The sequence below is a fragment of the Cycloclasticus sp. genome, assembly GCF_019090545.1.
Classification (GTDB): Bacteria; Pseudomonadota; Gammaproteobacteria; order Methylococcales; family Cycloclasticaceae; genus Cycloclasticus; species Cycloclasticus pugetii.
The window spans coordinates 1-14,154 of record NZ_JAHRVT010000044.1; the positions used below are offsets into that span (position 1 = coordinate 1).

Sequence of the window (14,154 nt, forward strand, 5' to 3'; positions counted from 1 at the left end):
AAAATGGGGTGGATGAAGGGACTCGAACCCTCGACAACCTGAGTCACAGTCAGGGGCTCTACCAACTGAGCTACACCCACCATCGACGATTTCTAACAGTACTTTGCTTTCTCTCAAAGGTGTTTTCAAGCCACTTAGTATATCGTTATGGTGCGCTTGACAGGACTCGAACCTGTTACCCTCGGCTTAGAAGGCCGATGCTCTATCCAGATGAGCTACAAGCGCTTCAGCATAAGTAAAAATTGGTCGGGGTGGAGAGATTCGAACTCCCGACCCACTGCTCCCAAAGCAGTTGCGCTACCAGGCTGCGCTACACCCCGACTTCCTTCAGAAAAAATGCATAAATAATGCAATAAGTCTGTAGGTGGGCGATAATACGGCACACGGTAATTTTGGTCAACGCTTCTTTAACAAATTTAACAAAGAACCTTAAAAAATTTAAAAAATATGACATTTCAAACGATTGATGGAAAAAAAATCTCAGCTGAACTAAGAGCTGCAATAAAAAAACAAACAGATGGTCGAATTTCTCGTGGTTTATCAAAACCCGGTTTAGCGGTCATTTTGGTAGGTGAAAACCCTGCTTCTGAAGTTTATGTACGTAATAAATGTAATGCCTGTGAAGAAGTCGGCTTCTATTCTTTATCAAAGACCTTTCCTTATGGTGTTACTGAGGAGGAGCTCCTTAATTTAATTGATGACCTAAATAATAATTCGGCTATTAACGGGATTCTTGTCCAGCTACCGTTACCAGAGCATATTAATGAGGAAAGAATCATCGAAGCGATTGACCCGCTTAAAGATGTAGATGGCTTCCATCCTTATAATATAGGTCGCTTAGCGCTTCGTATGCCGGTTTTAAGGTCTTGTACACCTAAAGGCATTATGACCTTACTTAAAAGCACTGGGCTTGCCCTTGAGGGCAAAGAAGCTGTTGTTATTGGCGCCTCTAATATTGTGGGTCGCCCTGTTTCATTGGAATTATTAATGGCTCGTTGTACCGTAACCACTTGTCACAGTCGTACAGTTGATCTTGAGGCGCATGTTAAACGTGCAGATATTATTATTGCCGCGGTAGGGATTCCAAGTTTTGTAAAGGGTGACTGGGTTAAACCAGGCGCTGTGGTTATTGATGTCGGTATTAACCGTCTAGAGTCAGGTAAGCTGGTTGGGGATGTTGATTATGAAACGGCTTCAAAAAAAGCAAGTTGGATAACACCCGTACCAGGTGGTGTTGGCCCAATGACCATCGCTTCTTTACTTGAAAACACCTTACAAGCAGCTGAGTTACAAAGCAGTTAACCCCTGCGCCAAGTTGTTTCAGGCCCCTTATCTTCTAAAATAACGCCTTGTTCTTTTAAGCTATCGCGAATTTGATCAGCTAAGCTCCAGTTCTTATTCGCTTTAGCTTCAAGACGCTGATTAATTTGAGCTTCTATCTCTTCATTACTGATACTGGCATCCTGCCCCGCCATTGATTTTAAAAACAGATCCGGGTCTTGGCTCAAAAGACCCAGCGGTTCGGCCATAGTTAATAAGTCAGCTGCGGTTTTTGCCGCCTGCTCTGGTTGTGTATGTTTTAATTTATTTAATTCGTTTGCGCATTCGAACAGTACGGCAATGGCTTTTGCAGTATTAAAATCATCGTTCATCGCGTTTTCAAATTGTTCGATATACGTTGATTTAACCTCATTTTTTACAGGCGTGACATCACGTAGCGCTGTATAAAGCCGTTCTAATGCGGAACGTGACTCATTTAACTGATCGTCTGAATAATTCAATGGGCTACGGTAATGGCTTGATAGCACGAAAAAACGAATTTCTTCCCCGCGGTATTTTTTCAACACATCTCGAACGGTGAAAAAGTTACCCAGTGATTTGGACATTTTTTCATCATCAATGCGCACAAAACCATTGTGCATCCAAGTGTTAACGTATTTTTCACCTGTTGCTGCTTCTGATTGAGCAATTTCATTTTCATGGTGAGGAAACTGTAAATCCATTCCACCTCCATGAATATCAAAATGGTTTCCAAGGCAGCACGTTGCCATTGCAGAGCACTCTATATGCCATCCAGGCCGACCATTACCCCAAGGCGATGACCATGAAGGTTCGTCAGGCTTAGCAGACTTCCATAAAACAAAATCAAAGGGGTTGCGTTTACTGCTATCAACATCTACCCGCTCTCCTGCATTCATATCATCTAGTTTTCGGCCTGATAATTGGCCATAGTTCTCAAACGATTCAACGCAATAATACACATCATTATTTGGCCCAACATAGGCATTATCATTAGCAATCAACTGTTCGATCATAATAATAATAGCCTCCATCGAGTCGGTTGCTAACGGTTCGATGTCGGGAGAAAGGACGTTTAATGAAGCTTCGTCTTGATGCATCTCATCGATAAAGCGTTTAGTTAATTGCTTGAAATCCTCACCCGATTCAATCGATCTGGTAATAATTTTATCATCAATATCAGTAATATTGCGCACATACTTAACGTTATACCCTAAGTACTTTAAGTACCTTGAAACAACATCAAAAACGACCATAACTCGCGCATGTCCGATATGGCAAAAATCATAAACGGTCATACCGCATACGTATAAATTAACCTCTCCTTTGTTGATTGGAACAAAAGTTTCTTTCTGCTTTGTTAAGGTATTGTGTATTTTTAGTGCGCTCATTTTTATAACCAACATTATTTAAGGGCGAATAATAACCGATTCATTGAATCTCGGCATGATTAGCATGCGATATTAATCATATTAAGCCGCCCTGTTTTGCTTAAAGCTCGAGTTTTTAAAATAACGAATGTGTGAGCTTTATCAAAACCAGCTAAGAAGATAAGATACACAGCTTAATTTATTGTAGGAGTTTTACTGATGACCAAAAAGTTAATCCAATTTTTAAAGGTATCTATTGCTAGCGCCCTACTTTTCGCAACTGCAACTTACGCAACGGATAAAAATATGAGCATGACAACTATTAAACTAACCACAAACCAAGGCGATATTACTCTAGAGTTGGATGCCGAAAAAGCACCTAATACTGTTAAAAACTTTGTCACTTACGTTGAAGAAGGTTTTTATGAAGGCGTTATTTTTCACCGAATCATTCCTAACTTTATGGCACAAGGCGGTGGTTTTACCGCTGATTTTGCACAGAAAGAAACCAACAGTGCTATACAAAATGAAGCCGATAATGGTTTAGCTAACGACCGTGGCACGATTGCAATGGCACGAACAGGTGACCCGCACTCAGCAACAGGACAATTTTTTATTAACTTGGCTGACAATGACTTTTTAAACCACAGTTCAAAAACACAACAAGGTTGGGGATATGCTGTTTTTGGCAAAGTAACTGACGGTATGGATGTTGTTGATAAAATGGCCGCTATTCCTACTGGCTCTGGTGGTATGTTCCCAACGGATGTTCCTCAAGAAACTGTCATTATTGAGAAAGCTGAGGTTATTAAGTAATTCGTGACTCAGCACATACATTTTATTTCTGACTTACACCTTACCCAAGATAGGCCTGAAAATACGCAGCGATTTTTAGCCTATCTTGAATCCTTAAGTAGTGATGTGTCAGCTTTATATATTTTGGGCGACTTGTTTGACGTATGGGTTGGTGACGATGACCCAACCCCGCCTAATGAAGCAGTTAAAACACACTTAGCCAAAGTTACTTCCAAGGGAGTTAAGGTGTACTTTTTGGCGGGCAATAGAGACTTCTTGGTCGGTAAAAAGTTTTTTGCTGATACTCAGGTGGTCAGCTTAGAAGACGAATATATTATTGATTTATTTGGCACGAGTACCTTATTAATGCACGGCGACCTGTTGTGTAGTGATGATGTCGAATACCAAAAATTTCGAGACTTAACGCACACGCCTGAATGGCAACAAAGCATTTTATCTAAACCTCTTCAAGAACGCTTGGCGATGGCTCAACACTACCGGCAAGAAAGTCATTTAAATAAAGCAAACAAGTCGATTGAGATTATGGATGTTAATACCTCTACCGTTGTTAATTATGTTAAAAAACATCAGGTAAAACGTCTTATTCACGGGCATACACACAGACCAGATATTCACTCGCATATTGCGGACGGGGAAGAGATTGAACGTTTTGTTTTAGCAGAATGGGATCATAGCGCCAGTGTTCTCGACTGGAGTGAAGACGGTTATCAGCTCATCGAACTTTCTTAGTCTTAACGTAGCTGGTTCTATATATTATGTTTGCTTTAATTTACGTTTATCAAGGCGCTCAAGCTCTAACAACTCACTGGGCGTAAAACCCGCCCGGAGCCGTAAAGGCTTATTAAATGGGCCGAGTATTTGACCTTTTAATAAGCGTTCAACATGTTCGAAAAACACATCTTCACGCTCGACTCCTTCGTTTTCACAAACAAAATCTAGCCATTTTGTACCAAATTCAACATGTGTTACTTCATCTTCTAAAATAATTTCTAAAATGGCCGCTGTGTCCATGTCTTTTTGGGCATATAGTTTTTCCAACATGGCTGGGGTAACATCAAGTCCACGAGCTTCTAGGTAACGTGGAACCAATGATAAACGAGCAAGTAAATTATCGTCTGTTTTAACGGCCATACTCCATAAACCATCATGCGATGGATTGTCACCATATTGACAATCATAGGTCGCTAAATGATTGCATAGTAATTGAAAGTGCTTACATTCATCATTAGCAACATAGACCCAGTCTTTATAAAACTGTGCCGGCATACCTTTAAAACGATAAGCAATATCTAGGGCTAATTTAATCGCATTAAACTCTATGTGTGCGATAGCGTGTATAAATGAGCGCTTGCCTGCTTCTGTTCCTAGCCGCCTTCGTGGTAAATCTCTGGGTGCAACACAGATGGGCTTGTCAGGAAAACGTACGAGGTCTATTGGTTTAATAATGCGGTTTACTGGCTCAATAAAAGAGCTATTTTGATGGCACAACTCAAAAGCTTGCCGTGTCATCTCAATCGTTTCGTTAACCGATGAGCTCAATAAGGCATTTTCGAGCGAATTAAAAAAATCAGGCATGAATAAATACTCTTGGCGAAAAGCAGATTTTATCGTATCTGTTGTATACTTGCTCAGACGTTTATAAATAATTATGAGAGCAATTAATGAGTACATATGACTATGATGTAATTGTTGTAGGCACAGGCCCAGGAGGTGAAGGCGCCGCAATGAAGGCTTGTAAAGAAGGTAAAAAAGTTGCCATCATAGAAAAATATAAAGAGGTTGGCGGTGGCTGTACTCATTGGGGAACAATTCCCTCAAAAGCATTACGTCAAGCGGTTCAGCGTGTTATTCAATTTAATCGCAATAGATGGTTTAAAGAAGCCTGCGGTGGCCGACTTCACTTAACGTTTCCTCAACTTTTAAGTTCTGCTACCGACGTGATAAAAAAACAGGTTGATATGCGAGATGGCTTTTATGAACGCAACAATCTTGACTTGCTATACGGCACAGCTAGTTTTGTTGATGAAAATACAATGCAGGTTAAACCTAATGCCGGTGGTAAAGTAAAAAAAATAACTGCCAAGGTATTTGTGTTGGCGCCTGGCTCTCACCCCTATCGTCCTGATGATGTGGATTTTAATCATCATAATGTTTTTGATAGCGATACTATTTTAGACTTAGACTTCACACCACGCTCAATTACAATCTATGGAGCGGGCGTTATTGGTTCCGAATATGCTTCTATCTTTCAAGGGTTAGGGGTTAAAGTTAACCTTATTAATACGCACTCTACTTTGCTGGCCTTTTTAGATGAAGAAATCGTACATGCCTTAAGCCATGATATGCGAAACCAAGGTGTTGTTATCCGCTCTAGTGAAGAATACGATTCAATAATACCTGACGATAAAAGCGTTGTTACCCAATTGGTTTCAGGAAAAAAGATTAAAACTGATATTTTTCTATGGGCCAATGGTAGGACCGGTAACTTTGATGACCTAGCATTAGACAAAGTCGGCATCACCCCTAACTCTCGCGGTCAAATTAATGTTAACGAGAATTACCAAGTGGAAGGTAAAGAACATATTTATGCGGTTGGAGATTTTATTGGCTATCCAAGTTTAGCCAGCGCCGCTTATGATCAAGGCCGTTTTGCCGCAACCCATATCGTTGATGGTTTTTGTGATGCTACTCTGGTTAAAGACATTCCAACAGGCATTTATACTAATCCGGAAATTAGTTCAGTTGGCTACACAGAAAAAGAATTGACCGAGCAAAAAGTACCTTATGAAACCGGTTATTCACGTTTCGATTCACTGGCAAGAGCGCAAATTTCTGGTGAAACTCAGGGTTTATTAAAAATAATTTTTCACTCAGAAACATTACAAATATTAGGTGTGCACTGCTTTGGTGACCAAGCGGCTGAAATTATACATATTGGGCAGGCGATTATGTCGCAAAAAGGCGAAGCAAATACCCTGCTGTATTTTACTAATACAACCTTTAACTACCCAACAATGGCTGAGGCTTATCGAGTGGCTGCTTTAAATGGTTTAAACCGACTAGATAACCATTAAGATAGTATTCAGCTTAGGCCCGTATAGTAAGTTACACCCCAATAAAATAATGAGTTAAAGATGAATAAATGGATTTTGTTGTTTAATTTAATATTTTTAACCAGCCCTCTAATGGCTCATGATAAGCCGTTTGATGGAGTTGTTAATTTACAAGCTTCTGCTAGTTTAGAGGTTGAAACCGATACGATGCTGGCCAGTATTGCTGTTGAAGCTGAACATTACGACCCCGCTGTTTTGGCTGAACAAATCAACCAAAAAATGTCTTGGGCTCTTAAAACAGCCGCCCCCTTTAAAACCGTTAAAGTTAAAGGTGGGCAATACACATCTCATCAACTTTATAACAAACGTATTTTTAAAGCTTGGCGTGGTATTCAAACTATAACGCTAGAAAGTAAAGACAGTGAGGACTTAGGCAAGCTGATTGGCTTATTACAAAAAGAATTACTAATTAAATCCTTGCGCTACCAAGTCTCAGAAGAAAAATTAAATGCCACTAAACAATTATTAACAAAACAAGCTATTGCAGACTTTAAGGCGCAAGCACAAACGATCACTAACGAGTTCGATAAAAATAAGTATCTTGTTCATCAAATTAATATCCATTCGAACAATCAGCATCGCCCAGTGTATTACGCCAAATCAAGAATGCTTTCAAGCAGTGCAACTGATGAAGCTGCTCCTGCTAACTTACAACAGAACACGTCAACTATCCAAGTCAATGTTAATGGCTCAATTCGCCTAGTAGACTAAGGCTAACAAGCTTAATTCTCATTCGCACCATTTTAGTGCCCATCTATCATATCAGCACCTAAAGGATGCGACGCAGCATTTATTTGCCTCATAAGCCTCTATCAATCACTGTATTGTCAATAAATTAAACTTGGCATAACCATTGCACTACTTGTAGCTGTTATTTCTTTCGATTAAGTCATAACACACTGTAACGGCGCAGTCATGAACATCTTAATTTATAAAGCACAGGCGCTAACTCGGTATATTCGTGTTGGCTGCTTTAGGTTTTATGTTTTTTTTAAAAAATTTAACGTAGAGAGTTAATATGAAAAGCAACAAAAAAAGTCACTCAAACCCTATCATAGTAGGCGCTATTGCTAGCACGATACTAATGACAACAGCTCCTTTAGCGCAGGCGGAGGAATCTATAATAAATGCCCTATCCAGTGGTAAAGCCAGTTACAGCGCTAGACTACGTTATGAAAATGTCGATCAAGAAAACTTATCTGAAGAAGCAAACGCTTATACCGCTAGATTAACGGCGGCCTATAAAACAGGAACGTATTATGGGTTTGGGCTTTTTGGTGAAGTAGAAAGTGTTCATAGCTTATTTAGTAACAATTATGCACATCCATCTCAGGCCAAGGGTGCTAAATACCCTGTTATTGCTGATCCTAATGAAACAGAGCTTAATCAAGGTTACTTGTTTTACACAGGGCTTGAAGACACGTCTGTAAAATTGGGGCGACAAGCATTGACATATCGTGGTGCACCCTTTCATCGGCATATCGGTACGGTTGCTTGGCGTCAAAATTGGCAAACACTGGATGCATTCTCTATTTCTAATCAGTCGCTTAGTGATACAACCATTAATTATGCTTATGTATGGAATGTAAATCGTATCTTTGGTGAAGATGCGCCTGAACCACTTGATAATTTTGACAGTGATTCACATTTATTTAATATCCAATATAGTGGTTTTAAAACTGCAAAAATTGAAGCTTACGCATATTTATATGACTTTGAAAATGCAGATGCTTTTTCAACCAATACATATGGTCTAAGACTTAGCGGTGCTAAGCCTATCAGTGATGCGACTAAGGTTATTTATACAGCTGAATACGCCACCCAATCAGATGCCGCTGATAACCCTAACTCAATAGATGCTGATTATATTTTGGCTGAACTCGGCACAAAAATATCATTTAATGGGCCTATCAACATGCTGTTGGTAAAAGCCAGTTATGAATTACAAGAAGGTAATGGCGGCGCTGACCGTTTTGTAACAATTCTTGGAACAAATCACGCTTACCAAGGCTGGGCGGATAAATTCTTAGTAACCCCAGGTGATGGTGTTGAAGATATTTACTTAACAGCTGTGACGACTGCTTATGGCATAAAATTTGTGGCAGCTTATCATGACTTTAGTTCAGATAATAATAGCTACGATTACGGTACTGAGTTTGATGTGATGGCTACTAAAAAAGTAGGTAAAAACTACACCGTTGGTCTCAAGTATGCAGATTACAATGCTGACAATAATGCTTTAAATATCGGCCCAACAGCCGTTGATACGACTAAATTGTGGGCTTTTGTAAGCGCAAAATTCTAGTCATGGCATTGATATAAGCCTTTTTTTAAAGAAGCATTAATCGACACTTAATGAAACCTAGAATCCTATTATTTAATACAACGGCTGATGACCTCCTAGATGTTCAGGGGCATTTATCTGACTCTATTTACGAGGTAACAGCCGTTACATCACAGTTAAGCGACATTAGTCGTGCTGCTCTTACTGGCTCTATAGATATTGTGATGGCAGTAACGGAAAAACGTTTTGATCAATTATTTAGTTGTATACAACAAATTAACGTGCAAAACCCTATTCCGGTTATTGTCTTTACCTACGAAGACAGTAGAGATGTTATTCAAGCAGCCATTAAAGTAGGTGTAAGTGCTTATATTGTAGATGGCCTTCAGGCCAAACGTATTGTGTCTATTATTGATACCGCTTGTTTTCGTTTTAACGAGCAACAGCTTATTAAAGAAGAGTTAGAGCGAACGAAAAATACGTTAAGTGAACGTAAGATTATCGATAAAGCAAAAGGCATTATTATGCAACGCTCTAAAATTAGTGAAAATGAAGCTTATAAAGCAATGCGTAAAATGGCGATGAATAAAAATATCAAAATGGTAGATCTAGCAGAAAGCATAATCTCAGCAAGTGAAATATTGGCATAGGTATTGCTTTTTAATTTCTAACGAATAGTACCACCCCCGAACTTGGGGCTTAAAACTTAATAGACCTTATAAGGTCACAAGACAAAGACGTCTGCTAGCTTGTTTTCTTTAAAACGAAAATAAGCGGCGGGCGTTTTTTTTGCATTTTATAAACGTAAACAGGAAAAAAAATGAAAAAAAATCGTAAGACTTTCAGTAAACGAAACATCGGAGGCATGTTTAAAAGCTGTCTGGCTGGTTTAGCGTTAACAATGGCAGGTAGTTTAACGGCTGCACATGCCGTTGAAGAACTTGAAAAAGATGAACTTAAGTTTGGTTTTATCAAATTAACAGATATGGCACCGTTAGCGGTTGCCTATGAAAAAGGTTTTTTTGAAGATGAGGGCCTGTATGTCACCATTGAACCACAAGCGAATTGGAAGGTGTTACTTGACCGTGTGATTGATGGCGAGCTAGACGGTGCACATATGCTTGCCGGGCAACCACTTGGTGCAACCATAGGTTTTGGCACTAAAGCGGATATTATTACTGCCTTTAGTATGGATTTAAATGGTAATGCGATTACTGTTTCAAATGATATTTGGGCAGAAATGAAACCTAATATCCCCAAAGGTGCTGATGGTAAGCCAGTGCACCCTATTAGTGCGACCGCACTGAAGCCAGTTGTTGATCGATATAAATCTGAAGGTAAGCCTTTTAATATGGGCATGGTTTTCCCCGTATCAACACATAATTATGAGCTACGTTATTGGTTAGCTGCAGGCGGAATCCACCCGGGCTATTATTCAAAAACGGATATCACCGGTCAAATTGATGCGGATGCTTTATTATCGGTTACCCCTCCTCCTCAAATGCCTTCAACGCTTGAAGCCGGTACTATTTATGGCTATTGCGTTGGGGAACCTTGGAACCAGCAAGCCGTCTTTAAAGGTATTGGCGTTCCTGTTGTGACAGATTATGAAATTTGGAAAAATAACCCAGAAAAAGTATTTGGCGTTAGTGCAGAGTGGGCAGAAAAGAACCCCAATACACATAAAGCCGTTATTAAAGCATTAATTCGTGCAGCGCAATGGTTAGATGCTAACAACGATGCAAACCGTCCAGAAGCGGTAAAAATTCTGTCTCAATCTGAATATGTTGGTGCTGACTACGATGTGATCGCTAACAGCATGACAGGCACATTTGAGTATGAAAAAGGCGATAAACGTGACTTACCAGACTTCAACGTTTTCTACCGCTACTTTGCTACCTACCCTTATTATTCAGATGCTATTTGGTACTTAACCCAAATGCGTCGCTGGGGTCAAATTACCGACGAAAAATCAGATCAATGGTTCCACGACATTGCAAAAAAAGTCTACCGTCCAGACATTTATTTAGCAGCCGCTAAAGAGTTGTTAGAAGAAGGGAAAATTTCTAAAGCAGATATGCCTTGGGATACCGATGGTTACCGCGAACCACAAACTCACTTTATCGATAACATCACCTTTGATGGCCGCACACCCAATGCTTACCTAGAGAAGTTCAACATTGGTTTAAAAGGAAAAGACACTGTTAAGTAAATAACGGTATGACAATGATAGGTACCCGTGATGATGCGGGTACCTATTTAACAAAAAAACTAGAGGTAACACTATGCCTGTTGATACAGCATTAGAAGATAAAAATATGAAAAATCAAGAAGCGAGTAACACTACAAGTTCATCAGCAGACTCACAAGAGTCTGTTGCCAATAAGCCTGAAAAAAAGGTCGCCAATGAAGGCGTTAAAATTTCCGTAAAAATTAATAATTTTTTAGAACTAATTGGCTTTACTTGGTTTATACCCATCGTAAAACTGTTGGCTGGTGAAGACCCTGTTGTACAGCTAAAAGAAGCGATAAAAGTTATTGGTGTGCCGGTATTAGCCATGTTGATATTTATTGGGTTTTGGGACTGGGGCGCTGCGAAAATCCAAACGAGCCTAGGCGCTATTCCTGGCCCTGCTGCGGTATGGCAAGAAACAAAAAGCCTTGCCGCCGACCACTACAAAGAGAAAGAAAAAGAAGTCGCTTTTTACAAACGTCAGGAAGTTCGTAATGCTAAAAAGCTTGAAAAGAACCCAGATGCGGTTATTAAAATTCGTGATTACACAGGCAAAGCAACCTATCCGCAACAAATTATGACCAGTTTATGGACTGTTTTCGCAGGCTTTTTATTAGCCTCTGTTGTGGCTATTCCACTGGGTGTTATTTGCGGATTAAGCCCTGCTTTTAATGCTGCCATTAACCCGATTATTCAAATATTTAAACCTGTTTCTCCATTGGCTTGGTTACCTATAGTCACACTTATTGTTAGTGCACTGTATGTGGTTGAGGGGGACGCTACATTTAGCAAGTCCTTTCTTGTATCGGCCATCACAGTAACATTGTGCTCATTATGGCCAACTCTAATTAATACAGCCGTCGGCGTATCTACTATTGATAAAGACTTAATGAATGTCTCAAAGGTTTTACAACTCGGGTGGTGGAAAACAGTCACTAAAATTGTTTTACCTAGTTCGCTGCCATTAATTTTTACAGGCTTACGTCTATCACTTGGTGTCGGTTGGATGGTATTAATTGCTGCAGAAATGCTAGCGCAAAACCCAGGTTTAGGTAAATTTGTCTGGGATGAATTCCAAAATGGCAGTTCTCAATCGTTAGGAAAAATTATGGTTGCTGTGTTTACTATTGGTATTATCGGTTTTATGCTCGATCGTATCATGTTGACGCTGCAAAAATATTTTTCATACGGCGACGCAATGTAGGAGAAAAGATATGTCATTTTTAGCACTTAAAAATATTAGTAAATCCTACGGTAGTGGTCACAATAAAAGTGACGTTCTGAGCAATATTAACCTTGATATTAAAGAAGGTGAATTTGTTGCTATTGTTGGGTTCTCGGGCACAGGTAAAACTACCCTTATCTCCACTATTGCAGGTTTAATTAAACCTGATAGTGGTGAAGTGACAATGGAAGGTAAAAAAGTTACTGGCCCCAGTTCAGAACGCGGTGTTGTCTTTCAGAGCTACTCCTTAATGCCTTGGTTAACTGTTTTTGGAAACGTTGCATTAGCTGTTGATTCTGTCTTTAGTGATCTTTCTGCTTCTGAACGAACAGAACGCATAGAAAAATACATCAATATGGTGGGATTGTCGCATGCGACGCATAGGCACCCTTCTGAACTATCTGGTGGTATGCGACAGCGTGTTAATGTTGCACGAGCTTTGGCGGCAAGCCCACATGTTTTATTATTAGATGAGCCACTCAGCGCACTAGATGCATTAACGCGCGCGAACCTACAAGATGAAATCATTAGAATTTGGGAACAAGAGAAAAAAACCGTGGTACTCATCACGAATGATGTAGATGAAGGGTTGATAATGGCCGACCGGATTATTCCATTAAACCCGGGGCCAAATGCTACGTTTGGTCCCGAATTCATTGTTGATCTGCCAAGGCCGCGCGATAGAACAGCCATGAACCATGATGAAAATTTTAAAAAATTACGCAGTGATATTACTCAATATTTAATGAGTGTCGGCATCGGTGATAGTGCTGATTCAACAAGTAATGTTTATCAATTACCCAATGTCCAGCCTAATACAGCCAGTGACTTTGGTCTTAGTGACGACGAGAAGCCTGATGCACTGAAACCTTATTCAAATAATATGGGTGATAAAAAATACTTGGAGTATTTTAATTTAACCAAGGTTTACCCAACACCGAAAGGTCCCTTAACAGTAGTCGATAAATTTGAACTAAATATAGGAAAAGGCGAGTTTATTTCAATTATTGGCCATTCCGGTTGTGGCAAATCGACTGTATTGTCTATGACCGCAGGGTTAACCGACATCAGCGATGGCGGTATTGTTTTGGACAAGAAAGAAGTCAGTGCCGCGGGCCCTGACAGAGCAGTTGTTTTCCAAGCCCCTAGCCTTTTTCCTTGGTTAAGTGCGAAAGAAAATGTTGCTTTAGGCGTCGAGCGAGTTTATCCGCATTGCACCCCAGCAGAACGAAATAGCATTGTTGAGTACTATTTAAGTAAAGTGGGCTTAAGTGAAGCCTTCAATAAGAAAGCCGCTGAACTTTCAAATGGTATGAAACAGCGTGTCGGTATTTCACGTGCCTTCGCCCTCTCCCCTAAATTACTGTTACTCGATGAACCATTTGGTATGTTAGATTCTTTAACAAGGTGGGAGCTTCAGGAGGTGTTAATGGAAGTTTGGACACGGACTAAAGTCACTGCCATTATGGTGACACACGATGTTGATGAAGCTATTTTACTGGCTGATCGTGTTGTGATGATGACCAATGGACCTAATGCTAAGGTTGGTAAAGTTATGAAAGTGGATTTACCACGTCCTCGAACACGTAAGGCACTGGTATCGCACCCTGATTATTATAAATACAGGGAAGAGCTGCTAACCTTCCTAGCAGAGTGTGATAATCACTAAGCTATTAGAAACGCTAAAGCCATTAAAAGGCGCTGTTTTAACAGCGCCTTTTTATCTGAAGCGGTTCCGCTCATTAGGACAGTAAAAGCCGTTAGTTAAGGAGTTATTTTCTGTATTATTATTTAAATAGAGGACACAGAAGATG

12 protein-coding genes and 3 tRNA genes are annotated in these 14,154 nt (G+C 40.0%); 10 read left to right on the forward strand and 5 right to left on the reverse strand.

Annotation, left to right across the window (positions count from 1 at the left end):
- Positions 1–4: 4 nt before the first annotated feature.
- From KUG63_RS10630 to KUG63_RS10640, 3 genes are all read right to left on the reverse strand, one after another.
- Positions 5–80 (reverse strand) — tRNA-His (locus tag KUG63_RS10630).
- Positions 81–148: 68 nt separating this feature from the next.
- A tRNA-Arg gene (locus KUG63_RS10635) sits at positions 149–225 on the reverse strand.
- Positions 226–243: 18 nt separating this feature from the next.
- Positions 244–320 (reverse strand) — tRNA-Pro (locus tag KUG63_RS10640).
- 127 nt (positions 321–447) lie between these two features.
- Between KUG63_RS10640 and folD the strand changes: the two genes are divergently transcribed.
- Entirely contained in the window at positions 448–1,302 is an 855-nt protein-coding gene (gene folD, locus KUG63_RS10645; RefSeq protein ID WP_016390713.1) for a bifunctional methylenetetrahydrofolate dehydrogenase/methenyltetrahydrofolate cyclohydrolase FolD, read from the forward strand.
- On the opposite strand, the gene cysS is transcribed toward folD, so the two are convergent.
- Positions 1,299–2,690 (reverse strand): cysteine--tRNA ligase, encoded by a 1,392-nt coding sequence (gene cysS / locus KUG63_RS10650; RefSeq protein ID WP_287555293.1) that lies wholly within the window; start codon positions 2,688–2,690, stop codon positions 1,299–1,301. The genes folD and cysS overlap by 4 nt on opposite strands.
- 198 nt (positions 2,691–2,888) lie before the next feature.
- On the opposite strand from cysS, the gene KUG63_RS10655 reads away from it, so the two are divergent.
- Together KUG63_RS10655 and KUG63_RS10660 are read left to right on the forward strand one after the other, a co-directional pair.
- The gene (locus KUG63_RS10655) at positions 2,889–3,485 is read left to right on the forward strand and encodes a peptidylprolyl isomerase (RefSeq protein ID WP_015005914.1); all 597 of its coding nucleotides are present in this window, start codon (positions 2,889–2,891) and stop codon (positions 3,483–3,485) included.
- A 3-nt stretch (positions 3,486–3,488) separates the two neighbouring features.
- Positions 3,489–4,214 (forward strand): UDP-2,3-diacylglucosamine diphosphatase, encoded by a 726-nt coding sequence (locus KUG63_RS10660; RefSeq protein ID WP_287555296.1) that lies wholly within the window; start codon positions 3,489–3,491, stop codon positions 4,212–4,214.
- A gap of 24 nt (positions 4,215–4,238) precedes the next feature.
- Here KUG63_RS10660 and KUG63_RS10665 read toward each other — a convergent pair whose 3' ends face one another.
- Positions 4,239–5,060 carry a ferritin-like domain-containing protein gene (locus tag KUG63_RS10665; RefSeq protein WP_287555298.1) on the reverse strand — a complete coding sequence of 274 codons (822 nt, stop codon included), beginning with the start codon at positions 5,058–5,060 and terminating at the stop codon, positions 4,239–4,241.
- An 86-nt stretch (positions 5,061–5,146) separates the two neighbouring features.
- On the opposite strand from KUG63_RS10665, the gene sthA reads away from it, so the two are divergent.
- The 7 genes from sthA (at position 5,147) to KUG63_RS10700 (ending at position 14,009) form a co-directional block, all read left to right on the forward strand.
- Positions 5,147–6,559, forward strand: a complete 1,413-nt coding sequence (sthA, locus tag KUG63_RS10670; protein ID WP_015005911.1) for a Si-specific NAD(P)(+) transhydrogenase — start codon at positions 5,147–5,149, stop codon at positions 6,557–6,559.
- Between the two features lie 60 nt (positions 6,560–6,619).
- On the forward strand, positions 6,620–7,309 hold the full coding sequence (locus tag KUG63_RS10675) for an SIMPL domain-containing protein (RefSeq protein WP_020932646.1): 690 nt from the start codon (positions 6,620–6,622) through the stop codon (positions 7,307–7,309).
- Between the two features lie 307 nt (positions 7,310–7,616).
- On the forward strand, positions 7,617–8,903 hold the full coding sequence (locus KUG63_RS10680) for a hypothetical protein (protein WP_020932647.1): 1,287 nt from the start codon (positions 7,617–7,619) through the stop codon (positions 8,901–8,903).
- Positions 8,904–8,953: 50 nt separating this feature from the next.
- Positions 8,954–9,532 carry an ANTAR domain-containing response regulator gene (locus KUG63_RS10685; protein WP_015005908.1) on the forward strand — a complete coding sequence of 193 codons (579 nt, stop codon included), beginning with the start codon at positions 8,954–8,956 and terminating at the stop codon, positions 9,530–9,532.
- A gap of 170 nt (positions 9,533–9,702) precedes the next feature.
- A complete protein-coding gene (locus KUG63_RS10690; RefSeq protein ID WP_016390719.1) occupies positions 9,703–11,094 on the forward strand; it encodes a CmpA/NrtA family ABC transporter substrate-binding protein in 1,392 nt (463 codons plus the stop codon).
- A gap of 73 nt (positions 11,095–11,167) precedes the next feature.
- Positions 11,168–12,319 (forward strand): ABC transporter permease, encoded by a 1,152-nt coding sequence (locus KUG63_RS10695; RefSeq protein ID WP_020932648.1) that lies wholly within the window; start codon positions 11,168–11,170, stop codon positions 12,317–12,319.
- Between the two features lie 10 nt (positions 12,320–12,329).
- On the forward strand, positions 12,330–14,009 hold the full coding sequence (locus tag KUG63_RS10700) for an ABC transporter ATP-binding protein (protein WP_015005905.1): 1,680 nt from the start codon (positions 12,330–12,332) through the stop codon (positions 14,007–14,009).
- Positions 14,010–14,154 lie beyond the last annotated feature (145 nt).

Coding starts and splice junctions, on each gene's coding strand:
- folD (WP_016390713.1), top strand. CDS start 448: ATGACATTTCAAACGATTGATGGAAAAAAAATCTCAGCTGAACTAAGA.
- cysS (WP_287555293.1), bottom strand. CDS start 2,690: ATGAGCGCACTAAAAATACACAATACCTTAACAAAGCAGAAAGAAACT.
- KUG63_RS10655 (WP_015005914.1), top strand. CDS start 2,889: ATGACCAAAAAGTTAATCCAATTTTTAAAGGTATCTATTGCTAGCGCC.
- KUG63_RS10665 (WP_287555298.1), bottom strand. CDS start 5,060: ATGCCTGATTTTTTTAATTCGCTCGAAAATGCCTTATTGAGCTCATCG.
- sthA (WP_015005911.1), top strand. CDS start 5,147: ATGAGTACATATGACTATGATGTAATTGTTGTAGGCACAGGCCCAGGA.
- KUG63_RS10675 (WP_020932646.1), top strand. CDS start 6,620: ATGAATAAATGGATTTTGTTGTTTAATTTAATATTTTTAACCAGCCCT.
- KUG63_RS10680 (WP_020932647.1), top strand. CDS start 7,617: ATGAAAAGCAACAAAAAAAGTCACTCAAACCCTATCATAGTAGGCGCT.
- KUG63_RS10685 (WP_015005908.1), top strand. CDS start 8,954: ATGAAACCTAGAATCCTATTATTTAATACAACGGCTGATGACCTCCTA.
- KUG63_RS10690 (WP_016390719.1), top strand. CDS start 9,703: ATGAAAAAAAATCGTAAGACTTTCAGTAAACGAAACATCGGAGGCATG.
- KUG63_RS10695 (WP_020932648.1), top strand. CDS start 11,168: ATGCCTGTTGATACAGCATTAGAAGATAAAAATATGAAAAATCAAGAA.
- KUG63_RS10700 (WP_015005905.1), top strand. CDS start 12,330: ATGTCATTTTTAGCACTTAAAAATATTAGTAAATCCTACGGTAGTGGT.